The sequence below is a fragment of the Kushneria sp. Sum13 genome (assembly GCF_052692355.1).
The window spans coordinates 1,882,051-1,904,913 of sequence record NZ_CP199847.1; the positions used below are offsets into that span (position 1 = coordinate 1,882,051).

The window sequence follows — 22,863 nt, forward strand, 5'->3', positions numbered from 1 at the left end:
CCTACCTGGCTGATGGCGATAGCGGATGAACATGTCACAGCGCGGACGGCGCCTGGCTCCATGATGAGCCGTGACCAATCATGATCGAAGACTGCCCCCTGGCAATCACCGGCCGGATTCTACCCTAGGTCGACACGCTTCGACACCGCTGACCGGATGCGAGGAAACAACCCGAACTCCAGAAGCACGACTTGTCACGGCAATGGCACCATCAAAGGCGGTATTCCACTGACAGCTTCCAGCATGGTGAAACCGCCTGACCACGCTGTCAGCGGGATGCCCATAGGCATTGAGATAACCGGCACTATAAATCACCCGCGCCGGCTCAAGCATGTCGATCATGCGCTGGGAAGAACTGCCATGACTGCCGTGATGGCCTGCCACGAGGACATCAACCGGTTTTTGATAGTGAGCAACGATCCGGGACTCAACATCCTGGCCCGCATCACCGGTGATCAGAACACGATGGTGGGGCGTTTCGATCAGCAGTACGCAAGAACGATCGTTTTCGCCCGCCGGCATGGTGGCCCTGCTGCGCGGCCAGAGGAAAGTAAAATTCACGCCATCGACCCGCCATGAAGCGCCAGCACGACAGGGGGTGATTTCTTCGACGTCAATGGTATCCGACAACGGTGACCACCAGCGGCCCACCTGGTGCAGGCTTTTGAGTACCGGCACCCCGCCAGCATGATCCGTATCCCCGTGCGAGATGATAACGCCGTCGAAATGCTGTGTCTGATCCCAGAGCGTGGTCACCGGCATGAACCCTGACCGTGATCGCGGGCCGCTGTCGTAAAGCCAGCGGCCATGGGCTGTGCGAATATCAATCAGCTGCCCCTGACCGACATCATGGATGACCAGCGACAATTCGCCGCTACGAAGCGCCAGGGTGTTGCTTGCGCCAAGACACAAGGAAACCGTCAGGACGCTGGCCATCCATCGCCACGACCGCGCAAGGCCCGGCACCAGCCATACCAGACAGATCAATAACGCCATGATGGCAAGCGGCCATATCTGATCAGAGTCAGGCTGCCAGTGGGGCTGCCACTGCCGTACCTGCTCAAGAGCGCTTTCAAAAAGATGAGCAGTTTGCCCAAAGAGCCACCAGAGCAGCTGACCGACGCCCGGGACGGGGGACAGCAACCAGCCCAGCAGGGCCAGAGGAACCATCACCATGGAGACCCAGGGAATGGCAATGAGGTTGGTCAGCAGCGAAAAACTTGCCAGCTGTCCGAACAAAATCAGCGTTGCGCCGCCGGTGGCCAGGCTCAAAAGCGCCTGACTTCGAAGGATGGTGTACCACCAGACACGTTTTTCCCGCCAACGCCACGCCAAGATCAAAACGGCCACCGCCCCAAAGGAAAGCCAGAACCCGGCATGCAGCAATGACAGCGGCGCACTCATGACCACCACCAGAAACGCCAGCCACCAAGCCTGCCATACGCCGGGCGCATGACGACCACTGGCAGTCCACAGGGCAATAAGCGTCATGATGGCCGCGCGGACGGCCGGCGGCGCAAACCCGGAAAGACCGGCATAAGCCACGGCAGCCAGGCCCGCCAGAACCCATGGCCAGATCACCATGCGCCAGCGATAAGGCTGACAAAGGCGAGCCAGAAAACGGCCAAGCAGCAGCACCCAGCCCGATACAAGCCCAACATGAAGACCTGAAATCACCGCCAAATGCGTGGTGCCCGTCTCCCTGAGCAACGTCCACTGCGACGCCTCAAGCGCCTTGCCGTCCCCCAGTGTTAACGCCTGAAGCCAGCGCCGGGTAAAATCATCGTGTACCCGTGAAGTCAGCCAGCGCTCGGTCAACGCAGGCCCGTTTCCCTCATGAAGGCGCATCGCGTTGTCTGCATCACGCACATAGCCGGTGGCCCCAAAGCCCTTCTCCATGAGCCAGTTGCCATAATCGAATCGACCGGGATTGAGAAAGCCATGCGGTGGTTTCAAGCGCGCCGTCAAACGCCATCGATCTCCCTTCTCCAGCACCGGGGGGCGATACCAGTCAAGGCGGACGTTTTTGAGATGGTCACAGCGTGGCAGCTCAGGCGCACCCTGACAGCGCGTGACCGCCAGGCTCAGCCGTATTCGCCCTTCGAGCCTTTCCAGCGAGACAATACGTCCACTCAGCGTGACATCCTGTTTGGCCAGACCATCCGCCAGAGGTTCGGGCCACTGAACGAGGCCGTGATACAGCACAACGGTCAGGACCGCCGCCATGAGCAGCAATACCCGGTGATACAGCGCCGCCGCCAGCAGCCAGATCAGGGCAAGCGCCCATAACCATATCTCCTGCGGCACACGTACCAGCAGGGCACCGATCATGGCCGCAAGACACAGCAGCGGAAGGCGTATACCTTCTACACAGTCAATCAGTTCACGACGAATGGGCACAAGGCGCTCATGATTTTCAGAAAGATTTTCCTCACCCATGGGGTTCAGGGATAATGGTGACCTCGTTCTGTCTGGACGCTGCCTGATGCTGCGCCGATTTATTCAACGCTATCTACCGGACCCGGAGACCATTCGGCGCCGAAAATCGCTCCGACTGATTCATCCATTGCTTGGCAACCCTGCCCTCTGGCTGGTCACGCGGCGAAGCATTGCCAATGGCATGTCCGTGGGGCTTTTTTGCGCCCTGCTGCCGATTCCAGGGCAGATGCTGGTGGCAGCGCTCGGCGCCTGGTGGCTGCGTGGCCATTTGCCGCTGGCACTCGCCCTGGTATGGCTGACCAACCCGCTGACCATGCCGGTGGTCTTCTATGTCACCTATCGCGCCGGCGCCTGGATACTGCATACCCCGCCCCGCGCCCTGCCTGACGAGGTCAGCGTCAGCTGGTTTGCCAATCAGGTGGTCGACATGATGCCGGCCCTGATTATCGGGTCACTGGTCTGTGCGCTGGTTATCGGCATTGTGGCCAACATCTTGACGCGCCTTTGCTGGCGATGGCATATCCTGCGCGTTTTGCGCAAGCGTCGTCAGCGCCGCCGCCAGCGATAACACCTGCCCTTGAAGGGCCCTGTCCTTGAAGCAGGCGCCCTGTCGACACCGGACAAGAGACATGAACATGTCTCTGTGGCGTTTTTTAAACTATGTTAATGCTGCCTGCCCTGCAGGCACATCCATCCATTATCGACAGGGAAGCCGACATCATGGATCTGGGAATTACCAATCGCGTTGCCATCATTACCGGTGCCAAGGGTGGCCTGGGACTCGCTGCTGCACGTGAGCTGGCCAATGAAGGCGTAAAGCTTGTGCTGTCTGACATGGATATAGAGCAGCTTGAGAAGGACGCCGCACTGATCGACGGTGACGTTATCTGCTACAAGGCCGACATCACTCGTCAGGAAGATGTCGATGCACTGGCTCAGGCCGCCATCGAACGTTTTGGTACCATCGATATTGTGGTACATACGGCAGGCATTACCGGCGCCAAGGGCCATCCACTCGACATGAAGGATGAAGACTTCGCGGACACCTGGCAGATCAACTTCATGTCCGCCGTGCGCATGGCGCGCGCCACCTTCCCCACCATGCGCGCCAAGGGCTGGGGACGTTTTGTCTGTATTACCTCGGAAAACGCCGTACAGCCCTACTGGGATGAAGCGGTTTACAACGTGTCCAAAGCCGCGCTGGCGACATTTGTCAAGAATCTGGCCTATGGAGAGGCGGAAAACGGCATTCTCTGCAACACGGTGTCTCCTGCCTTCATTGAATCTCCCATGACCGATGGCATGATGGAAAAGCGTTCAAAAGAGAACAGCTGCTCCCTTAACGAGGCAGTGGAAAGCTTTCTCGCAGAAGAGCGACCCGGCATCAAGCTCAAGCGTCGCGGCCAACCGGAAGAAGTCTCTGCAGCCATTGCTCTGGCGGTCTCCGAACGTGGCTCGTTTATCAGCGGCGCCAACATTCGTGTGGATGGCGGCGCGGTCATGTCGGTTCAAAACTGACCCGCGGCTTTACACACAGTAGAGTGTCCAGACGATAAAAGGCCCGCCAGCAATGCTGGCGGGCCTTTTTAATGCGCATCAAATCAGTATCAGATCATGACATCAGGTGCCAGGCGGCCCTTGTCCAGACGCAACACCCGATCCTGATGCCGGGCAATCGCCATGTCATGGGTCACGACCACAAAGGCACTGCGGGAACGCTCGGCCACCTCATCCATCAGATCCAGAATCTGGCGCGCCGTCACCTGATCCAGATTACCGGTCGGTTCATCCATCAACACCAGGCTGGGGTCTGTAACCAGCGCTCTGGCAATGGCCACACGCTGGCGCTCACCGCCGGAAAGCTCACCGGGCTTGTGTGCGCCTCGGGGCGCCATGCCGACTCTTTCCAGCAGTGCATTGGCTTTTTTGGCCGCTTCACTACGGCTCTGACCGCGGATAATCAACGGCATGGAAACATTTTCAAGCGCCGTGAACTCTGCGAGCAGATGGTGAAACTGATACACAAAGCCAATGTGCTGATTACGAAACCGACCGATGGCCGTCTCGGAAAGCCCCTTGATGGGGCGACCGCCAATCAGGATTTCCCCCTGCGTTGGGTGATCCAGCCCTCCCAGCAGGTTAAGCAGCGTGGTCTTGCCACTGCCCGAGCTGCCCACCACCGCAATGCGCTCCCCGGCAGCCACCGTCAGCTCAAGATTGTCCAGCACGGTCAGGTCCTGCGGACCTTCCTGATAAACGCGGCTCAGTCCTCGGCAGACCAGCATGTTGTCGCGCTCTGTCATTGTCGCATCGTGTTGACTACTCATAGCGCAGCACCTCGGCCGGTTGTACCCGCGCAGCTCGCCACGCCGGATAAAGGGTCGACAGAAAACTCAATAGCAGGGCCACCCCGGTCACGACCATGACATCCGAGAACTCAAGGCGTGAAGGCAGATAGCTGATGAAATAAACGCTCGGATCCAGAAACTGAATGCCAAAGACGGATTCAACCCAGCTGATGATGTCGGCAATCGATAGCGCCAGCGCAATACCGGCAATGACGCCCAGTACAATGCCGATGATGCCGATGGTAATGCCCTGCACCATGAAAATGCCCATGATGGAGCGTGGTGTGGCCCCCAGCGTGCGCAGGATCGCGATGTCGGCATGCTTGTCGGTCACAACCATGACCAGAGTCGAGACAATATTGAACGCTGCCACGGCCACAATGACCATCAACAGCAGACCAATCATGCGCTTTTCCATCTGGATGGCCTGGAACAGGTTGCCCTGCGTGTAGGTCCAGTCGATCCCACGATAGCCGGGCGGCATGCCATTGATGATGTCACGGGTCACGCTGTGCGCCTGAAACAGATCATCAAGCTTTAAACGAATGCCCTGGGCCTCTCCCTGCTGCCGCGCCAGAGTTTTCATGTCCCCCAGGCTGGTATAGGCCAGACTACCATCGAGCTGCGCGCCAACCTGAAAGATGCCGGAAACGGTAAAGCGCTTCAAACGCGGGAACACACCACCGGGCGTGATCGATGCCTCAGGCACCAGAAGGGTCACGCTGTCGCCGACGCCAACGCCCAGATTTCTGGCCAGAAGGCTGCCGAGAACGACGTTCCAGCTGCCCTTTTGAAGAGACGCCAGCTCGCCTCCCACCATGTGATCACCAATGATGGAGACCTTCTCTTCCGCCTCGGGCAGGATGCCTTCAATCATTGCCCCCTGCGTCTGACCATTGGAAGAAAACATGCCCTGCTGCTCGATATAGGGTGCCGCCCCCACGACATGATTGTGTCGTTGCATCTGCTCTGCCAGCGCGCGCCAGTCATTGACACCGTTTTGCGCTTCAATGCGAGTGTGCGGGACCATGCCCAGCACGCGTGTTCTCAGCTCATGGTCAAAACCATTCATGACCGAGAGCACCAGAATCAGTACTGCCACACCCAGCGTCAGGCCGAGCATGGAGGTCAGCGAGATAAAGGAGATGAAGTGGTTACGCCGCTTGGCTCGCGTATAGCGAAGCCCGATCAGGAAAGGAATTCGATCAAGCATTATTGGCCTGGGATCCAGTGACAGGAGCCGATATGGTACGGACTTTTAAGTCACCCTGCATCAGGCGTCGCCTTAATCCCTGTCGGTGGTAAAATATCGTCTCAGGCCATGCGCCAACACCTGCAGATTCCTGCCCCACCGATCGAGCGGATAACACTGTTGCCATGAATCAGGGTTCTTCACCCCGTCAGTTTCTACCCGAATGGGCCCCCCAGCAGGCCATCATGCTCAGCTGGCCCGGTCGTGACAGCGACTGGGCATCGCTGCTGGATGCCATTGAAACCACGTTTATCACCCTGATCGAGGTGATCGCGCGCTATCAGCATGTACTGGTGACCCTGCCGGACGACAGCACGCGTCAACGCCTGGCCATGACACTGGCCAATCTTGGTGTGCCCGACAACCGGCTGTCGCTGGTCATCGCTCCCAGTGACGATACCTGGGCGCGAGACCATGGCCCCTTGAGCGTCATCGAGCATGACACACCCCTGCTGCTGGATTACCGATTTACAGGCTGGGGGGGTAAATTCCCGGCCGAACGTGACAACGCGCTGAATAAAGTCCTCGCAGATCAGGGTATTTTCAAACCCGGGCTACACAATCTGCAGCAGGTGGTCCTTGAAGGCGGCGCCGTCGAGACCGACGGCTGCGGGACACTTCTGACCACTCGCAGCTGTCTTTTGAACCCCAATCGCAATCCGCATCTTGATCAGGCGAATGTCGAGAAACTGCTGGAAGAGCAGCTGGGCGTCCACCGTTTTCTATGGCTCGAAAATGGCTATCTCGAAGGCGATGATACCGACAGCCATATTGATACGCTGGCGCGCTTTTGCGATGAGCACACCATTGCCTATGTCCGCTGCGATGATAAAAATGACCCGCATTTTGAAGCCCTGAAGGCCATGGAGCGTGAGCTCAGGTCATTTCAACGCACTGATGGCGAGCCCTACCGCCTGATTGCGCTGCCGTGGCCGCGAGCCTGCCTTGACCCGGAAGACGGCCACCGTCTACCGGCGACCTATGCCAACTTCTTGATCATCAATGGGGCGGTCCTGGTGCCCTCCTATGCCGACCCGGCCGATCATGCAGCGCTCAAGGCATTGTCGGAGGCCTTCCCGACGCGCGATATCATCCCGATAGACTGCAGGCAGGTGATTCGACAGCACGGTAGCCTGCACTGCCTGACCATGCAACTGCCTGCCGGGTCGCTAAACGCGATCAACCACTGATGTGCGGAGAGATGGAATGAAGGAAAGCATTGAAGTCGGCATCGTTCAGCAAAAAGCCTGGAACGACAAGCCCAGAAGCCTGGCGGAAAGCGAGCGAGGCATTCGTGCACTGGCCGCGCGAGGCGCGCGTCTTGTGCTGTTGCAGGAACTGCATGCCACGCGCTACTTCTGTCAGTGTGAGGACACCGATGTCTTTGATCTGGCAGAACCGCTGGAAGGCCCGACCACACAGTTTCTGAGTGAGCTGGCCAAAGAGCTCGATATCGTCATCGTGGGCTCCATTTTCGAGCGCCGCGCACCGGGGCTTTATCACAATACCGCTGTGGTACTGGATACTGACCTTGGTCTGGTCGGTACCTATCGCAAGATGCATATTCCGGATGATCCGGGGTTTTACGAGAAGTTTTACTTCACCCCGGGGGACGCCGGTCACAAGAAGGGCTTTACGCCCATCGATACCTCTGTGGGTCGTCTGGGCGTGCTGGTCTGCTGGGACCAGTGGTATCCCGAAGCCGCTCGCCTGATGGCTTTGGCGGGTGCCGACATGCTGCTTTATCCCACGGCCATTGGCTGGGACCCGCGCGACGAGTCGGATGAAAAGCAGCGTCAGAAGGATGCCTGGACGCTGATACAGCGCTCCCATGCCGTGGCCAACGGCATTCCGGTACTGGCAGCCAATCGGGTAGGCCACGAGGAAGACCCCAGCCAGGTGGGCAGCGGTATCGATTTCTGGGGAGGGAGCTTCATTGCCGGCGCTCAGGGAGAAATTCTGGCACTGGCCGGCGAAGAGACCGAGGAGCTGCTGGTCACGCTGTCTCCCACACGTAGTGAACAGGTGCGCCGCATCTGGCCCTATCTTCGTGACCGCCGTATCGATGCCTACGCAGAGATTACCGAGCGCTATCTGGACCGCTAGTCTGGTGATCGGGTCATCAGCAGTTCGTGACATCCCCTGCTGATGATCCACCTGTATTGTTGCCAGCACAGGTTCGTGCTAAAAGATAACGGTATATTCAACAAGGCAGAAAGGGAGACGGCCATGTCACTGCAATATCAATTGATGGCAGAGCTTGAAAAGGCCTTTGATGAGCTTGTCGAGGCCACAGAAGCCCTGATGACATCGGCCAGACAGCATCCTCCTGCCATGTGGCGCTTTGACGGTGAAGCCGATATCGACTGGTTGATGCGGGCACTGACCGACTATTGGTATCAGGATGGCCAGGATGGGCGCGCAACGCGTGATCACGTCGGCGTTGTGATCGCCAATGACGAGCTGATGGAACACGCGCTAAACGTGAATCAATGCAAGGATGCTTTCGCACGGCAACTTGGCGTGGCCCGAAAACAGCACCCTGCCATGATTGCCGAACTCAAGGCCACACTGCCCTTTCGCCACCCCGTCTTGCATGATCATCTCAAGGGCAGCGGCATGGCACGTCTGCATCTCAAGCAGTGCTGGCGACGCCTCCCCATCGCCGATGCCCCGGTCTCCCGCATTCGGCTGGCTTGGTATTCCAGTGGGCGATCGATAAAGCGCATGAGTGTCGCCGAGGTAGAAGCCAAACTGGCCAGATTGAACAACGAAGCGGCGCATGTTCAGATCCAGTATCGACTGCTGGCTTCGCTCCCCGACGGGGAAATGCTGGCACAGGTACAGACTCAGGCACCGCTGATGCGCGCCAACCTGTTTTTTCGTGAACCACTGGAAGATGGACATACCCGACGCGCCATGAATGTGGCTCTGCCGCTTTTTGTACCAGCCCCGGATAACCGGCTACCTCAGATCAATCAGCCGGCACCCAACCCGCCCGGGAAACGAACGCGCGCCCTGCGGGGGGACTCAAAACTTGAAAGCGAGCCGTTCATTCCCAGCCTGCGCATTTATCGTTATCGCTTTTGATAACGCCTAAAAATCGCCGCTGGACTGTGGCATTCGCTGCAAATGAAAGTGTCGGCTCAGTCGGATGACCGGCCTGATCAGCATTTGCGCACTGCCAATCACAAACAGCCAGGTGCCGATCATCATCAGCGATGAATAGAAAAAGCAGATACTGCCTGCCAGAAACCAGATGCCGATCAATATGTCATTGATGATACTGATGACTTCATAGCGACGATGCACCACCAGCATGTCGTGGTTGAAATGCAGCGTCAGGTCTCTTGTATCAGCGTTACTTTTCTTGCGAGACAAGGCTGTCGCCTCCTGTATGAACGTAGGGCCTATAAAAACGCCGACTCAATGGTCGGCGTTTTTCACAAAATTCCATATGCCGCTAGTGTAGACGGTTGAGTCCGTTATGCGCCGCAATACGGTAGGCTTCCGCCATGGTCGGATAGTTGAAGGTGGTGTTCACGAAATAGGCCAGCGTGTTCGACTCTCCCGGCTGGTTCATGATCGCCTGCCCGATATGAAGGATCTCGGACGCCTGATCACCAAAGCAATGAATGCCATAGATCTCGAGCGTTTTCGGATTAAACAGGATCTTGAGCACGCCGACCGTGTCGCCGGTAATCTGCGCGCGCGCGGTGTCCTTGAAAAAGGCCTGCCCCACTTCATAGGGCGTTCGCGCATCTGTCAGTTCCCGCTCGGTCTTGCCCAGCGAGCTGATCTCGGGAATGGTGTAAATCCCCGTGGGGATATCGTCCACAAAACGCGAGTTCTTGCTCAGCGCATCACCGGAGGCCGAACGCCCCTGGTCATAGGCAGCACTGGCAAGGCTTGGCCAGCCAATGACATCACCGGCGCCGTAGATATGCTCGACCCGAGTGCGATAACTCGTATCCACCTGAAGCTGTCCGCGGGAATTGGATTCAAGCCCTGCGTTTTCAAGCTTGAGCGTATCGGTATTCCCTGTGCGGCCATTGGCCCACATAAAGGCATCGGCGCGCATCTTCTTGCCTGACTTGAGGTGCAGGGTCACGCCTGTCTCATCCCCTTCGACGCGGGAATATTCCTCGTTATGGCGAATCTGCACGCCGCTGTGGCGCAGGTGATAGGACAGTGCGTCACTGATTTCATCATCCAGAAACGACAGCAGTCGATCACGAGTGTCGATAAGGTCTACCTTGACACCAAGGTTGGAAAAGATCGAGGCATACTCGCAGCCGATAACGCCGGCCCCATAGATCATGATGCGCCGGGGCGTATGCGACAGGCCAAGAATGGTGTCAGAGCAATAAATGCGGGGATGTCTGAAATTGATATCCGCGGGTCGATAAGGACGCGAACCGGTGGCAATGACAATATTGTCAGCTACCAGTGATTCTCTGGACCCATGCCCATCAGACACATGAATGGTGTGAGGATCGGCAAAGGAAGCGGTACCAAAGAAGACATCGATGCGGTTGCGGGCATAAAAACGCGTACGCATGGCCACCTGATCCTCGATGACGCGCCGGGAGCGCTCAAGCATGCGAGGAAAGGAGACCCAGCGAGGCTCGCCCAGATCCCTGAACATGGGATTATTATTGAACTGAACGACCTGCTTGACCGCGTGTCGCAGGGTCTTGGAAGGAATCGTGCCCTTGTGAGTACAGTTCCCTCCCACGGAGGACTGCAGCTCGACAATGGCTACGCGCTTGTCATGTTTGGCGGCGTTGACTGCAGCGCTTTCACCGGCAGGACCTGCTCCCAGAACCACAACGTCATACTGATAGGTGGGCATTATTCGCTATGCTCCAGGCTTGCGACTTGCATCAAGCGCCAGCTCGGGTCGGTAAGTGACGCGCCGCAGCTTTTCCTTGCGCTGCTGCTCTTCACAGACCTCATCCTTGCCGCCACAGATGTCACATCCCTGCTTGAGCCCCAGGTTATTAAGACCACCGCATGAACCGCTGATGGGCTTGCGCCCCAACAGTACGCCTACCGACATGACGCCCACGACAATCAGCATGACCGCCAGAACCATTAACCATAACAGCATGGATTGCTCCTGTTCGTTATCAGTCCTCATCGACCCGCGAGTGACCGTTGCCCCCATTTTAACCGCCATGGGTGTACAAGTACCAATGCCGGTAAAACAATCGATGGGATAGCCCTGAACCAAAAACGGCACCGGGGTTACCGGTGCCGTCAAAAAAGCGCCAGATCAGCCGCCGAAATCATCCAGCAGGATGTTTTCCGGCTCGACGCCCATATCCAGGAGCATCTTGACGACCGAGGCGTTCATCATCGGCGGCCCACACATGTAGTACTCACAGTCTTCAGGCGCCGGATGGTCCTTCAGATAGTTTTCATACAGGACATTATGGATAAAGCCTGTCTTGCCAGTCCAGTTGTCTTCGGGCTGCGGATCCGACAGGGCCAGATGCCACTCAAAGTTGGGGTTTTCTTCCTGTAGACGATCATATTCATCGTTATAAAACGATTCGCGAACCGAGCGAGCGCCATACCAGAAAGAGATCTTTCGATCGGTCCCCAGACGCTTGAGCTGATCGAAAATATGGCTGCGCATGGGCGCCATGCCCGCACCGCCACCGATAAAGATCATCTCGGCATCAGTATCCTTGGCAAAAAACTCGCCGAAGGGACCATAAACCGTGACCTTGTCGCCCGGCTTGAGGCTGAAGACCCAGCTCGACATGAGACCCGGCTGATGACTCGAGTTGGGCGGCGGCGTTGCAATACGAATATTGAACTTGAGCGTACCCTTCTCTTCCGGATAGTTGGCCATCGAGTAGGCACGGATCACCGGCTCGGTCGTTTTGGTTTTCAGATTGAAAAAGCCAAACCGGTCCCAGTCCCCCCGGTACTCTTCGGCAATATCGAATTTGCTGAAGTCCACTTCATACGGCGGCGCTTCGAGCTGCATGTAGCCACCGGCGCGAAAGGCGACATTCTCGCCTTCCGGCAGACGCAGCGTCAGCTCCTTGATGAAGGTGGCCACGTTGTCATTATCAACAACGGTGCACTCCCACTTCTTGACGCCGAAGACGTCTTCGGGCACCTCGATTTTCATGTCCTGCTTGACCGGTACCTGACAGGAGAGACGCCACCCTTCCTTCTTTTCACCCATGGTGAAATGGCTCTCTTCGGTCGCGAGAATCGACCCGCCACCTTCCTGCACGCGACACTTGCACTGAGCGCAGGACCCGCCGCCGCCGCAGGCGGAGGACAGGAAAATGCCCTGCCCGGCGAGGGTCTGCAAAAGCTTGCCCCCGGCCTGGGTCTTGATGGTGCTTTCAGGATCACCATTGATTTCAATGGTCACCTCACCGCTGCTGACCAATCGGCTGCGGGCGGTAAGGATAATGGCCACAAGGCCCAGAATAATCAGCGTGAACATGACCACGCCAACGATGATGACAGAAGTATCTACCATGACTCGTTTCCTTGCTCAGTCGATGATCCGCCGCTTACAGCTGAACGCCGGAAAACGACATGAAGCCCAGTGACATCAGGCCAACCGTCAGGAAGGTAATGCCCAGTCCCTGAAGCCCGGCCGGTACATCGCTGTACTTGAGTTTTTCCCGAATGCCCGCCAGAGCCGCGATGGCCAGTGCCCAGCCAACGCCGGCGCCCAGCCCGTAGACGACCGACTCGCCAAAGGCGTAATCACGCTGCACCATGAAAAGAGCGGCACCCATGATGGCGCAGTTCACCGTAATCAGCGGCAGATAGATGCCCAGCGTGTTGTAGAGAGCCGGCACAAACTTGTCGAGAAACATCTCAAGGATCTGAACGATGGCAGCAATGACGCCGATGTAGCTCAGAAGCCCCAGAAACGACAGATCAATGTTTTCCGCACCCTCAACGCCTGTCCATGACAGTGCGCCCGCCTTGAGCAGGTAATTAAGGATCAGGTTATTGGCCGGTACGGTGATGGTCAGAACAACGATGACCGCCACACCGAGGCCGATGGCCGAGGACACCTTTTTGGACACGGCCAGAAACGTACACATGCCCAGAAAGAACGCCAGCGCCATGTTTTCAACAAATACGGCCTTGATGAAAAGGCTCAGGTAATGTTCAAACATTACACGCTCCCCTGTGCAGTGTGCGGTTTGGTATTGGTCGTGATCCTGAATTCGCTGGTCTCGACCTGCTGAGGGCTAAGGCTTCTGATCGCCCAGATCAGCAGACCAATCACGAAAAAGGCCGAGGGCGGCAACAACATGAGACCGTTGGGCACATACCAGCCACCATTGTTAATGGTCGGCATGATGGTCATGCCAAACACCGAGCCCGAGCCCAGCAGCTCACGGAAAAACCCGACGGCCAGCAGGATAAAGGTGTACCCAAGACCGTTGCCAACACCATCCAGAAAGCTGAGGACAGGGCCATTTTGCATGGCATAGGCTTCAGCACGACCCATTACGATACAGTTGGTAATGATCAGGCCGACAAACACCGACAGCTGCTTGGAGAGATCGTAGGCGAACGCTCTCAACAGCTGATCCACCACGATGACCAGCGATGCGATGATGGTCATCTGGATGATGATACGAATCGATGACGGCATGTGATTGCGAATCAACGAAACGAACATGTTCGAAAATGCCGTCACCGCAATCACCGCCAGCCCCATGACCAGAGAAGTGCTCATGGAGTTGGTGACCGCCAGCGCACTACAGATCCCCAGGATCTGCAGCGCAATGGGGTTATTCTGAAAAATGGGAGTTATCAGCAGACCTCTGGCCGTATCAGTTTTTGCCATGATCAAGCTCCTTGTGAAGTGTCACGAAAGCGTGCCAGATAGTTGGCAAAACCTTCGTCGCCCATCCAGAACTGCAGCAGGTTGGTGACACCTGTGCTGGTCAGGGTGGCACCGGAAAGCGCATCCACCTTGTGTTCGGCATCAGGCGTATTGCTGCCAACACCGCCCTTGACGAGTCGGATAGCGGGTTCGGTACTGTCTTCAGGGTAAATTTCCTTGCCCGGCCAGAGCGATTTCCAGCGGGGATTATCGACCTCGCCTCCCAGCCCCGGCGTTTCGCCCTGATCATAAAACGATAGACCCACGACCGTATTGCCATCGCCTTCAAGCGCCAGATACCCCAGCATCAGCGACCAAAGCCCCTGCCCGCGTACCGGCAGGATGATCTCGTCAGGCTTGTCGGGATCGCCCACCAGATACACCGTCGCGTAATTTTCAACGCGGCCACCCAGTCCGGCCCTGTCCTGAGGACCGCTCAGGGTCCTCGACATGGCCGGATCCTGAGTGGAGGCAATCTGATCAAAGCGGTCAGGATCAATGTCATCGGCATACTTGCCGCTGCGAAGATCCACTACCCGCTGGGTGATCTCACCAAACTGCTGTTCAACGCTTTTGCCCGGTTCCATCAGGTTGGCGACCTGCAAAATGTTGGTCTTGCGATCAAGCTCCTGATTTTGCTGCTGGGTAGGCCTGAGCGCCACGGCCGCCGTGGACACTACCACGGAGCAGACCACGCACAGCGACAACGCCACCGTCAGCGTCTTCTTGATCGAATCATTATTGGCCATCAGGCAACCTCCTTATCCCTTGACGGCATAAGACGCTTCTGCCGACGTTTGATATTGGCCTGAACGATAAAGTGGTCGATCAGCGGTGCGAAAAGATTGGCGAACAGGATGGCCAGCATGATGCCTTCTGGAAAGGCCGGATTGGCGACCCTGATTAGCACCGTCATGAACCCGATCAGTGCGCCGAAGATCAGCTTGCCTGTATTGGTCATGGAAGCGGAGACAGGGTCGGTGGCCATGAAGATCATGCCAAAGGCAAAGCCGCCGATAACCAGATGCCAGTACCAGGGCAGAGCAAACATCGGGTTGGTATCGGAACCGATAAGATTAAAGAGCGTGGCCGTGGCCACCATGCCCAGAAAGACACCCAGAATGATGCGCCAGGAGGCCACTCGGGTCCAGATCATGATCAGGCCACCCAGCAGAATCATCAGCGTGGAGGTTTCACCGATACTGCCCTGAATAAAGCCCAAAAAGGCGTTGAGCCAAGGGGTTTGGGCAACCAGCTGATCCATTCCGCCCTGCGCTGCGGTGGAAAGCGCCGTGGCCCCCGTATAGCCATCTGCAGGGACCCATACGGAGTCGCCCGACATCTGTGCCGGATAGGCGAAGTAGAGGAAGGCGCGCCCGGTCAGGGCCGGGTTCAGGAAGTTCTTGCCGGTACCCCCAAACACTTCCTTGCCGATGACCACACCAAAGGTGATACCCAGTGCGACCTGCCACAGCGGCACGGTGGCCGGCAGAATCAGCGCAAACAGCACGGAGGTGACAAAAAAGCCTTCGTTGACTTCATGGCCACGACGAATGGCAAACAGGACTTCCCAGAAACCGCCCACGATAAACGTCACGGCGTAGATGGGAACAAACCATGTCGCCCCGAGCACGAAATTGCCCCAGATACTTCCGGGGTCATGCCCGCCGGCCAGTGCCATGACGACCGCTTCACGCCAGCCGGCCAGCGCGCCATAGTTGTCGGCAATGGCCACGTTGGCCTGAAGCCCGACGTTATACATCCCGAAGAACATGGCCGGGAAGGTACACATCCAGACCGTGATCATGATGCGTTTGAGATCGATACCGTCACGCACATGAGAAGTCGAGCCGGTCACATGACCCGGCGCATAAAAAATGGTATCTACCGCTTCATACAGTGCATAGAAACGCTGGTATTTACCGCCCTCATGAAAATGGGGCTCGATATTATCCAGTAAACGACGAATCCCCATCATCAGACCTCTTTCTCGATCGTTGTCAGATTGTCGCGCAGGATCGGGCCATACTCATACTTGCCGGGACAGACGTAGGTGCAAAGCGCCAGATCTTCCTCGTCAAGTTCCAGACAACCCAGCTGCATGGCCACTTCTATATCCCCAACGATCAGCGAGCGTAAAAGCTGGGTCGGCAGGATATCCAGAGGCATGATCTGTTCGTAGGAGCCGATCGGCACCATGGCACGCTCGGAACCGTTGGTATTGGTATTGGGCCGAAAGGAAGCCGGTCGCGTCAGGCGTGACAGATAAATGCCGGTCGCGGAATGCCGATCAAGCCCCAATGACAGCCAGCCAAGCAGGGCCCGCTTGTGGCCTTCCTCGATCAGGGACACCTGAAGATGGTAACGACCGAGATAGGCCGTTTGATCCCGAGCCGTATTACCGCCAAACACCGATCCCGAAATCACGCGAACATCCTGATCACGCTCGACTTCACCGGCAAGCAGCTCGTCAAGGCTTGCACCCAGACGCGTGCGCACCAGACGCGGCTTCGTGGCTGCCGGGCCACCCAGGGCAATCACACGGCGCGTATCCAGACGACCTTCAGTGAACAGCGTACCGATGGCCATGACATCCTGATAGTTCAGGTGCCACACCTGACGACTAATCCCTACCGGTGACAGATAATGGATGTGAGTACCGGCCAGGCCTGCCGGATGAGGGCCGGCAAAACTCTCTTGCTTAATCCCTTCAAGCTCGGCTCCAGGCACGTTGGCGGCGGGTGCAGTGCAGACATACACCTGCCCCTGCGTGAGCTTGCGGATAACCTTCAGGCCATTGATGAAATCTTCGCTGCGCTCGGCAATGATAGCCTCGGGATCAGCACTCAGAGGATGCGTATCAATGGCGGTTACGAAAATATTGAGCGGATGCTCGGACACCGACGGCACACGCGAAAAGGGGCGCTTGCGAAAGCTGGTCCACAGCCCGGCAGCTGTCAGCTGATCAACAACGCTCTGGCGTTCCAGAGCATCGAGACGATCAGGCGCATGACGTTCAAAGGCTGTTTCATCGGTATCGCCGCTGTCATCCACCCGAATGACCACCGACAAAAGACGGCGCTTCTCGCCACGGTTAATGGCGACCACCTCACCAGCAGCCGGCGCTACATAGCGAACGCCTTCGGTTTTCTTGTCAGTAAAAAGTAACTGACCAAGCGATACCCGGTCTCCCTCGCGGACTTCCATGGTTGGCCGCATGCCGATGTAATCAGGGCCAAGAACAGCCACATGCTTCACCGGCTGACCATTATCGATGGTCTGGGAAGGTGAACCCGCGATGGGGAGATCCAGGCCTCGTTTGACTTCGATCATAGTCTCGCCCAGTAGTCGAATCTGATGCAGTCATGCAGGGTTTGATAACCGTTTGACGCAAGCTATTGATAGCAACCGTTATTACCGGTGATCCCCTTGGGTGATGATCAATCAGATGAGATGTTTCGGTGATCCGCAGGAGCGGACATGATTTAACACGGTTTAAAAACCAGCCGTATTATAAGGAGCCGGAACGTGAAAAACCACATGAGTTACAAGGGATTCACGTTGGACTCGAGGGACTCCTGGACCAAAGTCCAGGAGGAAATGCAATCATTTCAGTTTGGCGAAGGAAAGGAAGGGAGTCGCGCATGTGCCATATGCTGCACCAGTCGAATCACCTGAGCGCTATAGCCAAACTCATTGTCATACCATACATACAGCACGATGTTTTTGCCGTCAACAATGGTGGCCTTGCCATCCACGATGCCACCGTGACGGTTACCCACGAAATCCGACGACACCACTTCAGGCGAGTCAACAAAATCGATCTGACGACGCAGTTTCGAATCGATCGACATCTCGCGCAGATAGCCGTTCAGGGCTTCCCGATCACACGCCGTTTCAAGCGTGAGATTCAAAATGGCCATGGAAACGTTCGGAATGGGCACTCGAATGGCATTGCCGGTCAGCTTGCCGGCAAGCTCCGGCAGTGCTCTGGTCACCGCTTTTGCAGCCCCCGTTTCGGTCAACACCATATTCATTGGCGCGCTGCGTCCACGACGCTCGGCCTTGTGATAATTGTCGGTCAGGTTCTGATCGTTGGTATAGGCATGAACCGTTTCGACATGACCACGCTCAATGCCATAACGATCCGACAGGCATTTCAGCACCGGCACAATGGCATTGGTGGTACATGACGCCGCCGACAGGATCTGCTCATCCTCATCGGCGTCCTGCTCATTGATGCCGTAGACGATATTCTTGATATCGCCCTTGCCCGGCGCCGTCAGCAGTACGCGCGCCACACCTTTCGAGGACAGATGCCTTTCCAGCCCTTCCCGGTCGCGCCAGTTGCCGGTGTTATCCACCACAATGGCGTTATCGATCCCGTAGGCCGTGTAATCGATGCTGTCCGGAGATTCCGCGCGAATGAACTGGATATAGTTGCCGTTGGCGATAATGGCATCGTTTTCGTGATCCAGCGTCAGCGTTCCCGGAAAAGGCCCGTGAATGGAGTCACGACGCAGCAGGCTGGCCCGCTTTTCCAGATCGGAACTGTCTCCGCGCACGACAACTGCACGCAATCGCAGCGTTCGCCCGCCACCGATGCGCTCGATCAGCAGCCTGGCAAGCAACCGGCCGATACGGCCAAAGCCATAAAGCACCACATCGCGCGACTGCGCTGGAGCACCCTTGTCCTGCTGGCCCACGATGGGATCAAGCGCTTTTCTTAAAAAGCCCATCACATCGCGTTCGCCGCTACGCTTGTAAGCCACGGCCAGCTTGCCGATATCGATATGGGCAGGGCCGGGCTCAAGCTCAATCAGTCGTTTGAGCAGCGCAAAGGTATCGCCAACCTCCAGCTCGACGTTTTCAGCATGACGAGCGTAGCGATGATGCTTCAATAACTGAATGACCGACTGATTAACCATGGAGCGGCCATACATCAACGGCACCACCTGACAGGTCCGATAGAGACGCCCCAGCAGCGGGATCATCTCTTCGGCCAGTGCTTCCTGTGCCTGCCACTGCTGCAGACACATTTCTTCTTTTTCCATACTCACGTCAGGTTTCCTTGCAGTGATCGAAAACCTGCAGCGCCTGCCCTTTTTTTAGGTGATATCCATTGCGGTATCGTGGGCACTCTCTCGGCAGCTGCAATCTTAAGGTGGCGGCATTATCAAAAGAGCATCGCCTTGTCACAATGGTTGTGTAGTCGCAAACATGTAGCCCGACTACACCAAAGGATCGGTTGACAAGCGTCCCGTGCGGCACCATGACTGGTCACAAGCGTTTTATCGATACCCGAAACCACATCATGAGCGCCGCCACGACAGGACGTGATACGGCACAATAGCCAACTCAAATGTACCGGGAATGACAGACTTCAAGGCAAACCTCTTTCATATCGACGATACTGTCCGCATTTTGTCATTGTGCCCATCGATCTGAAGTGAACCATGCCATCGCATAGCCACACCATCAGCCCTCTTTCGCCCCCAGCACTTGCCTCTGCCCGGGAAAACACACGCTGGCGACTGCCCGAGGGCAGCGCTGATGCGCTTGCCATGGCTCATCTGGCCAGCGCCGAAAAGACCCCGCTGCTCGTCATCACGCCGGATTCGGCCAGCGCCCAGCGCATGGCACTGGCGCTGCGCTTTTTCAGCGATCAGGAAGTATTGGTCTTTCCCGACTGGGAAACCCTGCCCTATGACAGCTTTTCACCGCATCAGGACATCGTCTCTGAACGGCTTCGCACCCTGAGACAGCTTCACCATCAGTACCAGGCGGTCATTCTGGCGCCCATCAACACCCTTATGCAGCGCCTGCCGCCAACTGATTATGTCGCTGTCCAGGCCCTGCATCTGGAAAAGGGCATGTCGCTGAACCGTGAGCATTTTCGCGGTCAGCTTCATCGTGCCGGATATCGCGCCGTTGAAACCGTCTATGAACCCGGGGAATACGCCTTTCGTGGCGCCTTGATCGATCTTTACCCGGTCGGCAGCGAGCAGCCACTTCGCATTGACCTGTTTGATGACGAGATCGACACACTGCGTCATTTCGACCCGGACACACAGCGCTCCAGCGATCGTACCGAGCGCATCGAGCTCCTGCCGGCGCACGAATACCCCCTGACGCAGGACGCCATTGCCCGTTTTCGCGAAGGCTTTGAGACACTTTTTGATGTTGATCCGCGTCATTGTCCGCTCTATCTGGATGCGCTGCAGGGCATCCCCTCTCCGGGGCTTGAGCAGTATCTGCCGCTGTTTTTCGAGCACACGGCAACGCTTTTTGACCATATTGGCGATCAACTGCGCTGCGCCTTGATGCCGGGCAGCTTTGAAGCGGCCGAAAGCCACTGGCAGTCCATCACCGGACGTTTTGAAAATCTTGGGGTGGATCCCACTCGACCGCTACTGCCCCCGGTAAAGGCCTTTGTACCGGTGGCCGAGCTCTTCGGACAGATCAACCGCTACCCGCGACTTCAGTGGCGCACCGATGAGGAAGGCGCCCTCGTGGAAGGTGCGGCGCTGCCGGAGATTGCCATCGACGCGCGTGCCGCCAAACCGCTGGCGTCGCTGGAACAGTTTCTCAAAAGCCATGATGATCTTCGTGTGCTGTTCGTGGCGGAATCGAGGGGCCGGCAGGAAGCCCTGCACGAGGCTCTGGCGCCCTTGAACCTTTCTTTAGGGGATACGGACAGCTGGCAAAGCTTTCTCGAGGCCCGCCAGACTCATGCGCTCGTTGAGGGCGGCCTTGAGCGCGGCCTCTGGCTTGAAAGCGAAAAACTGCTGGTACTGACCGAAACCGAGCTGTATGGCGAGATCGTACGTCAGAGCCGGCGGCGCAGCCGTGCCACGGACGACAACGAGCTGGCCATACGCCATCTTTCCGAACTCAGGGAAGGCGCACCGGTCGTTCACAAGGCGCACGGCGTCGGTCGCTATCTGGGCCTTGAAACCCTGCACGCCGGCGGCATGCCGGCTGAATTTCTGACGCTGGAATACGCCAGTGGCGCACGTCTTTATGTGCCGGTCGACAGCCTTCACATGATTTCGCGCTACGCCGGTGCCAGTGATGAAAGCGCCCCCCTGCACAAGCTGGGCAGCGATCAGTGGGAAAAGGCGCGACGCAAGGCAGCCGAGAAGGTTCGCGATACAGCGGCCGAGCTGCTGGATGTCTATGCCCGACGCGAGGCGCGTGAAGGTTTTGCCTGCGAGCCGCCCGGGCAGGAATACGCGCGCTTTGCGGCCACGTTCCCGTTTGAGGAAACGCCGGATCAGCGCATGGCCATTGACGCCGTCATCCATGACATGACCTCGTCACAACCGATGGACCGCGTGGTCTGCGGTGATGTCGGCTTTGGCAAGACGGAAGTGGCGATGCGAGCGGCCTTTCTGGCCGTCCAGTCCGGCCGCCAGGTGGCCGTGCTGGTGCCGACAACGCTGCTGGCCCAGCAGCATTTTGACAACTTCCGTGACCGTTTTGCTGACTCGGCCATCAATATCGATATCCTGTCGCGCTTTCAGGGCGGCAAACTGCAGTCCCAGACGCTGGAACGTCTCAATGATGGCCGCATCGATATCGTCATTGGTACGCACAAGTTGCTGGGCAAGGAACTTGAGTTTGCCAATCTGGGGCTGGTCATCATTGATGAGGAACATCGCTTCGGTGTGCATCAAAAGGAAAAGCTCAAGACGCTTCGTGCCGAGGTCGACATTCTGACCCTGACCGCCACACCAATCCCGCGAACGCTGTCGATGGCCATGAGTGGCATGCGAGACCTGTCCATCATTGCCACGCCCCCGGCGCGCCGGCTGTCGGTCAAGACCTTCGTGCAGCAGCGCAATCAGGCCGTTCTCAAGGAGGCCGTGCTGCGCGAACTGCTGCGAGGGGGTCAGGTCTACTACCTGCACAATGAGGTCAAATCGATCGAAGCCACGGCTGAAAAGGTGCGCGAACTGGTGCCGGATGCCCGAGTGGGCGTCGCCCATGGCCAGATGGCCGAGCGCGCCCTGGAGCGTGCAATGTCGGACTTCTATCACAAGCGTTTCAACGTGCTGGTGTGCTCCACCATCATTGAAACCGGCATCGATGTGCCCAGCGCCAACACCATCATCATCGAGCGTGCCGACAAGTTCGGCCTGGCCCAGCTCCACCAGTTGCGCGGTCGTGTGGGTCGTTCACACCATCAGGCCTACGCCTACCTGCTCACCCCGCCGCCCAAACAGATCACCACCGATGCGACCAAGCGCCTGGAGGCCATTACTCAGGCAGAAGATCTGGGCGCAGGCTTTACGCTTGCCAGCCACGATCTGGAAATTCGCGGGGCCGGGGAACTGCTGGGCGAAGAGCAAAGCGGTCAGATCGAGACGATCGGCTACAGCCTTTACATGGAAATGCTCGACCGCGCCGTCAATGCCATTCGAAGTGGCAAGACGCCCAACATCGAAGCACCCATGTCGGAAGGCGTGGACATCAGTCTGGGACTGCCGGCACTGATCCCCGAAGAGTACATGCATGACGTTCAGCAGCGTCTGGTCATGTACAAGCGGATCAGCAATGCCAAAAATGATGGCGAGCTACGTGAACTGCAGGTCGAAATGATCGACCGCTTCGGGATGCTGCCGGAGCCGGTCAAGCATCTCTTCCGCCAGGCTACCCTTCGCTTCAAGGCCGAGCGTCTGGGGATTACACGACTGGAGGCAGGCGACAAGCGTGGCCGTATACAGTTCGGTGCCGACACATCGGTTGACCCGATGACGCTGGTCAAGATGATGCAGAAAGCGCCCGACCAGTACCGCCTTGATGGTGCTGACACTCTGCGCTTTGAAAAGCCCATGGAGAAGGCCGAGACCCGCTTTTCCGCTGTCGAATCCCTGCTGGAGCATTTCAACCAGAAGTCATGATGCACTCACTATGTCAGTCGGGCACAGGGTGTG

19 protein-coding genes are annotated in these 22,863 nt (G+C 57.4%); 6 read left to right on the forward strand and 13 right to left on the reverse strand.

Annotation, left to right across the window (positions count from 1 at the left end; translation table 11 throughout):
* Positions 1-105: 105 nt before the first annotated feature.
* On the reverse strand, positions 106-2,439 hold the full coding sequence (locus tag ACUN8C_RS08900) for a DNA internalization-related competence protein ComEC/Rec2 (protein WP_445618894.1): 2,334 nt from the start codon (positions 2,437-2,439) through the stop codon (positions 106-108).
* Between the two features lie 46 nt (positions 2,440-2,485).
* Here ACUN8C_RS08900 and ACUN8C_RS08905 point away from each other — a divergent pair, with 46 nt between their 5' ends.
* Together ACUN8C_RS08905 and ACUN8C_RS08910 are read left to right on the forward strand one after the other, a co-directional pair.
* Complete coding sequence (locus ACUN8C_RS08905; RefSeq protein ID WP_445618895.1) at positions 2,486-3,007, forward strand: DUF2062 domain-containing protein; 522 nt, start codon at positions 2,486-2,488, stop codon at positions 3,005-3,007.
* Positions 3,008-3,159: 152 nt separating this feature from the next.
* The gene (locus tag ACUN8C_RS08910) at positions 3,160-3,957 is read left to right on the forward strand and encodes an SDR family NAD(P)-dependent oxidoreductase (RefSeq protein ID WP_445618896.1); all 798 of its coding nucleotides are present in this window, start codon (positions 3,160-3,162) and stop codon (positions 3,955-3,957) included.
* Positions 3,958-4,046: 89 nt separating this feature from the next.
* Here ACUN8C_RS08910 and ACUN8C_RS08915 read toward each other — a convergent pair whose 3' ends face one another.
* Positions 4,047-4,766 (reverse strand): ABC transporter ATP-binding protein, encoded by a 720-nt coding sequence (locus tag ACUN8C_RS08915; protein ID WP_445618897.1) that lies wholly within the window; start codon positions 4,764-4,766, stop codon positions 4,047-4,049.
* The gene (locus ACUN8C_RS08920; RefSeq protein WP_445618898.1) at positions 4,759-6,000 is read right to left on the reverse strand and encodes a lipoprotein-releasing ABC transporter permease subunit; all 1,242 of its coding nucleotides are present in this window, start codon (positions 5,998-6,000) and stop codon (positions 4,759-4,761) included. Before ACUN8C_RS08920 ends, ACUN8C_RS08915 begins: the two co-directional genes overlap by 8 nt.
* Positions 6,001-6,164: 164 nt before the next feature.
* Here ACUN8C_RS08920 and ACUN8C_RS08925 point away from each other — a divergent pair, with 164 nt between their 5' ends.
* The 3 genes from ACUN8C_RS08925 (at position 6,165) to ACUN8C_RS08935 (ending at position 9,129) form a co-directional block, all read left to right on the forward strand.
* The gene (locus ACUN8C_RS08925; RefSeq protein WP_445618899.1) at positions 6,165-7,229 is read left to right on the forward strand and encodes an agmatine deiminase family protein; all 1,065 of its coding nucleotides are present in this window, start codon (positions 6,165-6,167) and stop codon (positions 7,227-7,229) included.
* A 16-nt stretch (positions 7,230-7,245) separates the two neighbouring features.
* Positions 7,246-8,145, forward strand: a complete 900-nt coding sequence (locus ACUN8C_RS08930) for a carbon-nitrogen hydrolase (protein ID WP_445618900.1) — start codon at positions 7,246-7,248, stop codon at positions 8,143-8,145.
* 123 nt (positions 8,146-8,268) lie between these two features.
* The gene (locus ACUN8C_RS08935; RefSeq protein ID WP_445618901.1) at positions 8,269-9,129 is read left to right on the forward strand and encodes a DNA replication terminus site-binding protein; all 861 of its coding nucleotides are present in this window, start codon (positions 8,269-8,271) and stop codon (positions 9,127-9,129) included.
* A gap of 6 nt (positions 9,130-9,135) precedes the next feature.
* Here the strand turns inward: ACUN8C_RS08935 and ACUN8C_RS08940 are convergent, their stop codons facing one another.
* From ACUN8C_RS08940 to ACUN8C_RS08985, 10 genes are all read right to left on the reverse strand, one after another.
* Positions 9,136-9,420: a YrhK family protein gene (locus tag ACUN8C_RS08940; protein ID WP_445618902.1), complete on the reverse strand. Its 285-nt coding sequence runs from the start codon at positions 9,418-9,420 to the stop codon at positions 9,136-9,138.
* Positions 9,421-9,502: 82 nt separating this feature from the next.
* The gene (sthA, locus tag ACUN8C_RS08945; protein WP_108842080.1) at positions 9,503-10,894 is read right to left on the reverse strand and encodes a Si-specific NAD(P)(+) transhydrogenase; all 1,392 of its coding nucleotides are present in this window, start codon (positions 10,892-10,894) and stop codon (positions 9,503-9,505) included.
* Between the two features lie 6 nt (positions 10,895-10,900).
* Positions 10,901-11,152 (reverse strand): (Na+)-NQR maturation NqrM, encoded by a 252-nt coding sequence (gene nqrM, locus ACUN8C_RS08950; RefSeq protein ID WP_445618903.1) that lies wholly within the window; start codon positions 11,150-11,152, stop codon positions 10,901-10,903.
* 165 nt (positions 11,153-11,317) lie between these two features.
* Entirely contained in the window at positions 11,318-12,550 is a 1,233-nt protein-coding gene (nqrF, locus tag ACUN8C_RS08955) for an NADH:ubiquinone reductase (Na(+)-transporting) subunit F (RefSeq protein ID WP_108842081.1), read from the reverse strand.
* A 34-nt stretch (positions 12,551-12,584) separates the two neighbouring features.
* Complete coding sequence (gene nqrE / locus ACUN8C_RS08960) at positions 12,585-13,205, reverse strand: NADH:ubiquinone reductase (Na(+)-transporting) subunit E (RefSeq protein WP_108842082.1); 621 nt, start codon at positions 13,203-13,205, stop codon at positions 12,585-12,587.
* Positions 13,205-13,885: an NADH:ubiquinone reductase (Na(+)-transporting) subunit D gene (locus ACUN8C_RS08965; protein WP_108842083.1), complete on the reverse strand. Its 681-nt coding sequence runs from the start codon at positions 13,883-13,885 to the stop codon at positions 13,205-13,207. Before ACUN8C_RS08965 ends, nqrE begins: the two co-directional genes overlap by 1 nt.
* A 2-nt stretch (positions 13,886-13,887) precedes the next feature.
* A complete protein-coding gene (locus ACUN8C_RS08970; RefSeq protein WP_439330941.1) occupies positions 13,888-14,673 on the reverse strand; it encodes a Na(+)-translocating NADH-quinone reductase subunit C in 786 nt (261 codons plus the stop codon).
* Positions 14,673-15,902 (reverse strand): NADH:ubiquinone reductase (Na(+)-transporting) subunit B, encoded by a 1,230-nt coding sequence (locus ACUN8C_RS08975; RefSeq protein ID WP_445618904.1) that lies wholly within the window; start codon positions 15,900-15,902, stop codon positions 14,673-14,675. The genes ACUN8C_RS08970 and ACUN8C_RS08975 overlap by 1 nt, the downstream gene beginning before the upstream one ends.
* Entirely contained in the window at positions 15,902-17,257 is a 1,356-nt protein-coding gene (locus tag ACUN8C_RS08980) for a Na(+)-translocating NADH-quinone reductase subunit A (RefSeq protein ID WP_445618905.1), read from the reverse strand. Before ACUN8C_RS08980 ends, ACUN8C_RS08975 begins: the two co-directional genes overlap by 1 nt.
* 278 nt (positions 17,258-17,535) lie before the next feature.
* Positions 17,536-18,984: a glyceraldehyde-3-phosphate dehydrogenase gene (locus ACUN8C_RS08985; RefSeq protein WP_445618906.1), complete on the reverse strand. Its 1,449-nt coding sequence runs from the start codon at positions 18,982-18,984 to the stop codon at positions 17,536-17,538.
* Between the two features lie 396 nt (positions 18,985-19,380).
* Between ACUN8C_RS08985 and mfd the strand changes: the two genes are divergently transcribed.
* Positions 19,381-22,830: a transcription-repair coupling factor gene (mfd, locus tag ACUN8C_RS08990; protein ID WP_445618907.1), complete on the forward strand. Its 3,450-nt coding sequence runs from the start codon at positions 19,381-19,383 to the stop codon at positions 22,828-22,830.
* The last annotated feature ends 33 nt before the right edge of the window (positions 22,831-22,863 follow it).

What these genes read in the sequence shown, in the direction of transcription:
- ACUN8C_RS08900 (WP_445618894.1), bottom strand. Translation starts at nt 2,439, where the DNA reads ATGGGTGAGGAAAATCTTTCTGAAAATCATGAGCGCCTTGTGCCCATT.
- ACUN8C_RS08905 (WP_445618895.1), top strand. Translation starts at nt 2,486, where the DNA reads ATGCTGCGCCGATTTATTCAACGCTATCTACCGGACCCGGAGACCATT.
- ACUN8C_RS08910 (WP_445618896.1), top strand. Translation starts at nt 3,160, where the DNA reads ATGGATCTGGGAATTACCAATCGCGTTGCCATCATTACCGGTGCCAAG.
- ACUN8C_RS08915 (WP_445618897.1), bottom strand. Translation starts at nt 4,766, where the DNA reads ATGAGTAGTCAACACGATGCGACAATGACAGAGCGCGACAACATGCTG.
- ACUN8C_RS08920 (WP_445618898.1), bottom strand. Translation starts at nt 6,000, where the DNA reads ATGCTTGATCGAATTCCTTTCCTGATCGGGCTTCGCTATACGCGAGCC.
- ACUN8C_RS08925 (WP_445618899.1), top strand. Translation starts at nt 6,165, where the DNA reads ATGAATCAGGGTTCTTCACCCCGTCAGTTTCTACCCGAATGGGCCCCC.
- ACUN8C_RS08930 (WP_445618900.1), top strand. Translation starts at nt 7,246, where the DNA reads ATGAAGGAAAGCATTGAAGTCGGCATCGTTCAGCAAAAAGCCTGGAAC.
- ACUN8C_RS08935 (WP_445618901.1), top strand. Translation starts at nt 8,269, where the DNA reads ATGTCACTGCAATATCAATTGATGGCAGAGCTTGAAAAGGCCTTTGAT.
- sthA (WP_108842080.1), bottom strand. Translation starts at nt 10,894, where the DNA reads ATGCCCACCTATCAGTATGACGTTGTGGTTCTGGGAGCAGGTCCTGCC.
- nqrM (WP_445618903.1), bottom strand. Translation starts at nt 11,152, where the DNA reads ATGCTGTTATGGTTAATGGTTCTGGCGGTCATGCTGATTGTCGTGGGC.
- nqrF (WP_108842081.1), bottom strand. Translation starts at nt 12,550, where the DNA reads ATGGTAGATACTTCTGTCATCATCGTTGGCGTGGTCATGTTCACGCTG.
- nqrE (WP_108842082.1), bottom strand. Translation starts at nt 13,205, where the DNA reads ATGTTTGAACATTACCTGAGCCTTTTCATCAAGGCCGTATTTGTTGAA.
- ACUN8C_RS08965 (WP_108842083.1), bottom strand. Translation starts at nt 13,885, where the DNA reads ATGGCAAAAACTGATACGGCCAGAGGTCTGCTGATAACTCCCATTTTT.
- ACUN8C_RS08970 (WP_439330941.1), bottom strand. Translation starts at nt 14,673, where the DNA reads ATGGCCAATAATGATTCGATCAAGAAGACGCTGACGGTGGCGTTGTCG.
- ACUN8C_RS08975 (WP_445618904.1), bottom strand. Translation starts at nt 15,902, where the DNA reads ATGATGGGGATTCGTCGTTTACTGGATAATATCGAGCCCCATTTTCAT.
- ACUN8C_RS08980 (WP_445618905.1), bottom strand. Translation starts at nt 17,257, where the DNA reads ATGATCGAAGTCAAACGAGGCCTGGATCTCCCCATCGCGGGTTCACCT.
- mfd (WP_445618907.1), top strand. Translation starts at nt 19,381, where the DNA reads ATGCCATCGCATAGCCACACCATCAGCCCTCTTTCGCCCCCAGCACTT.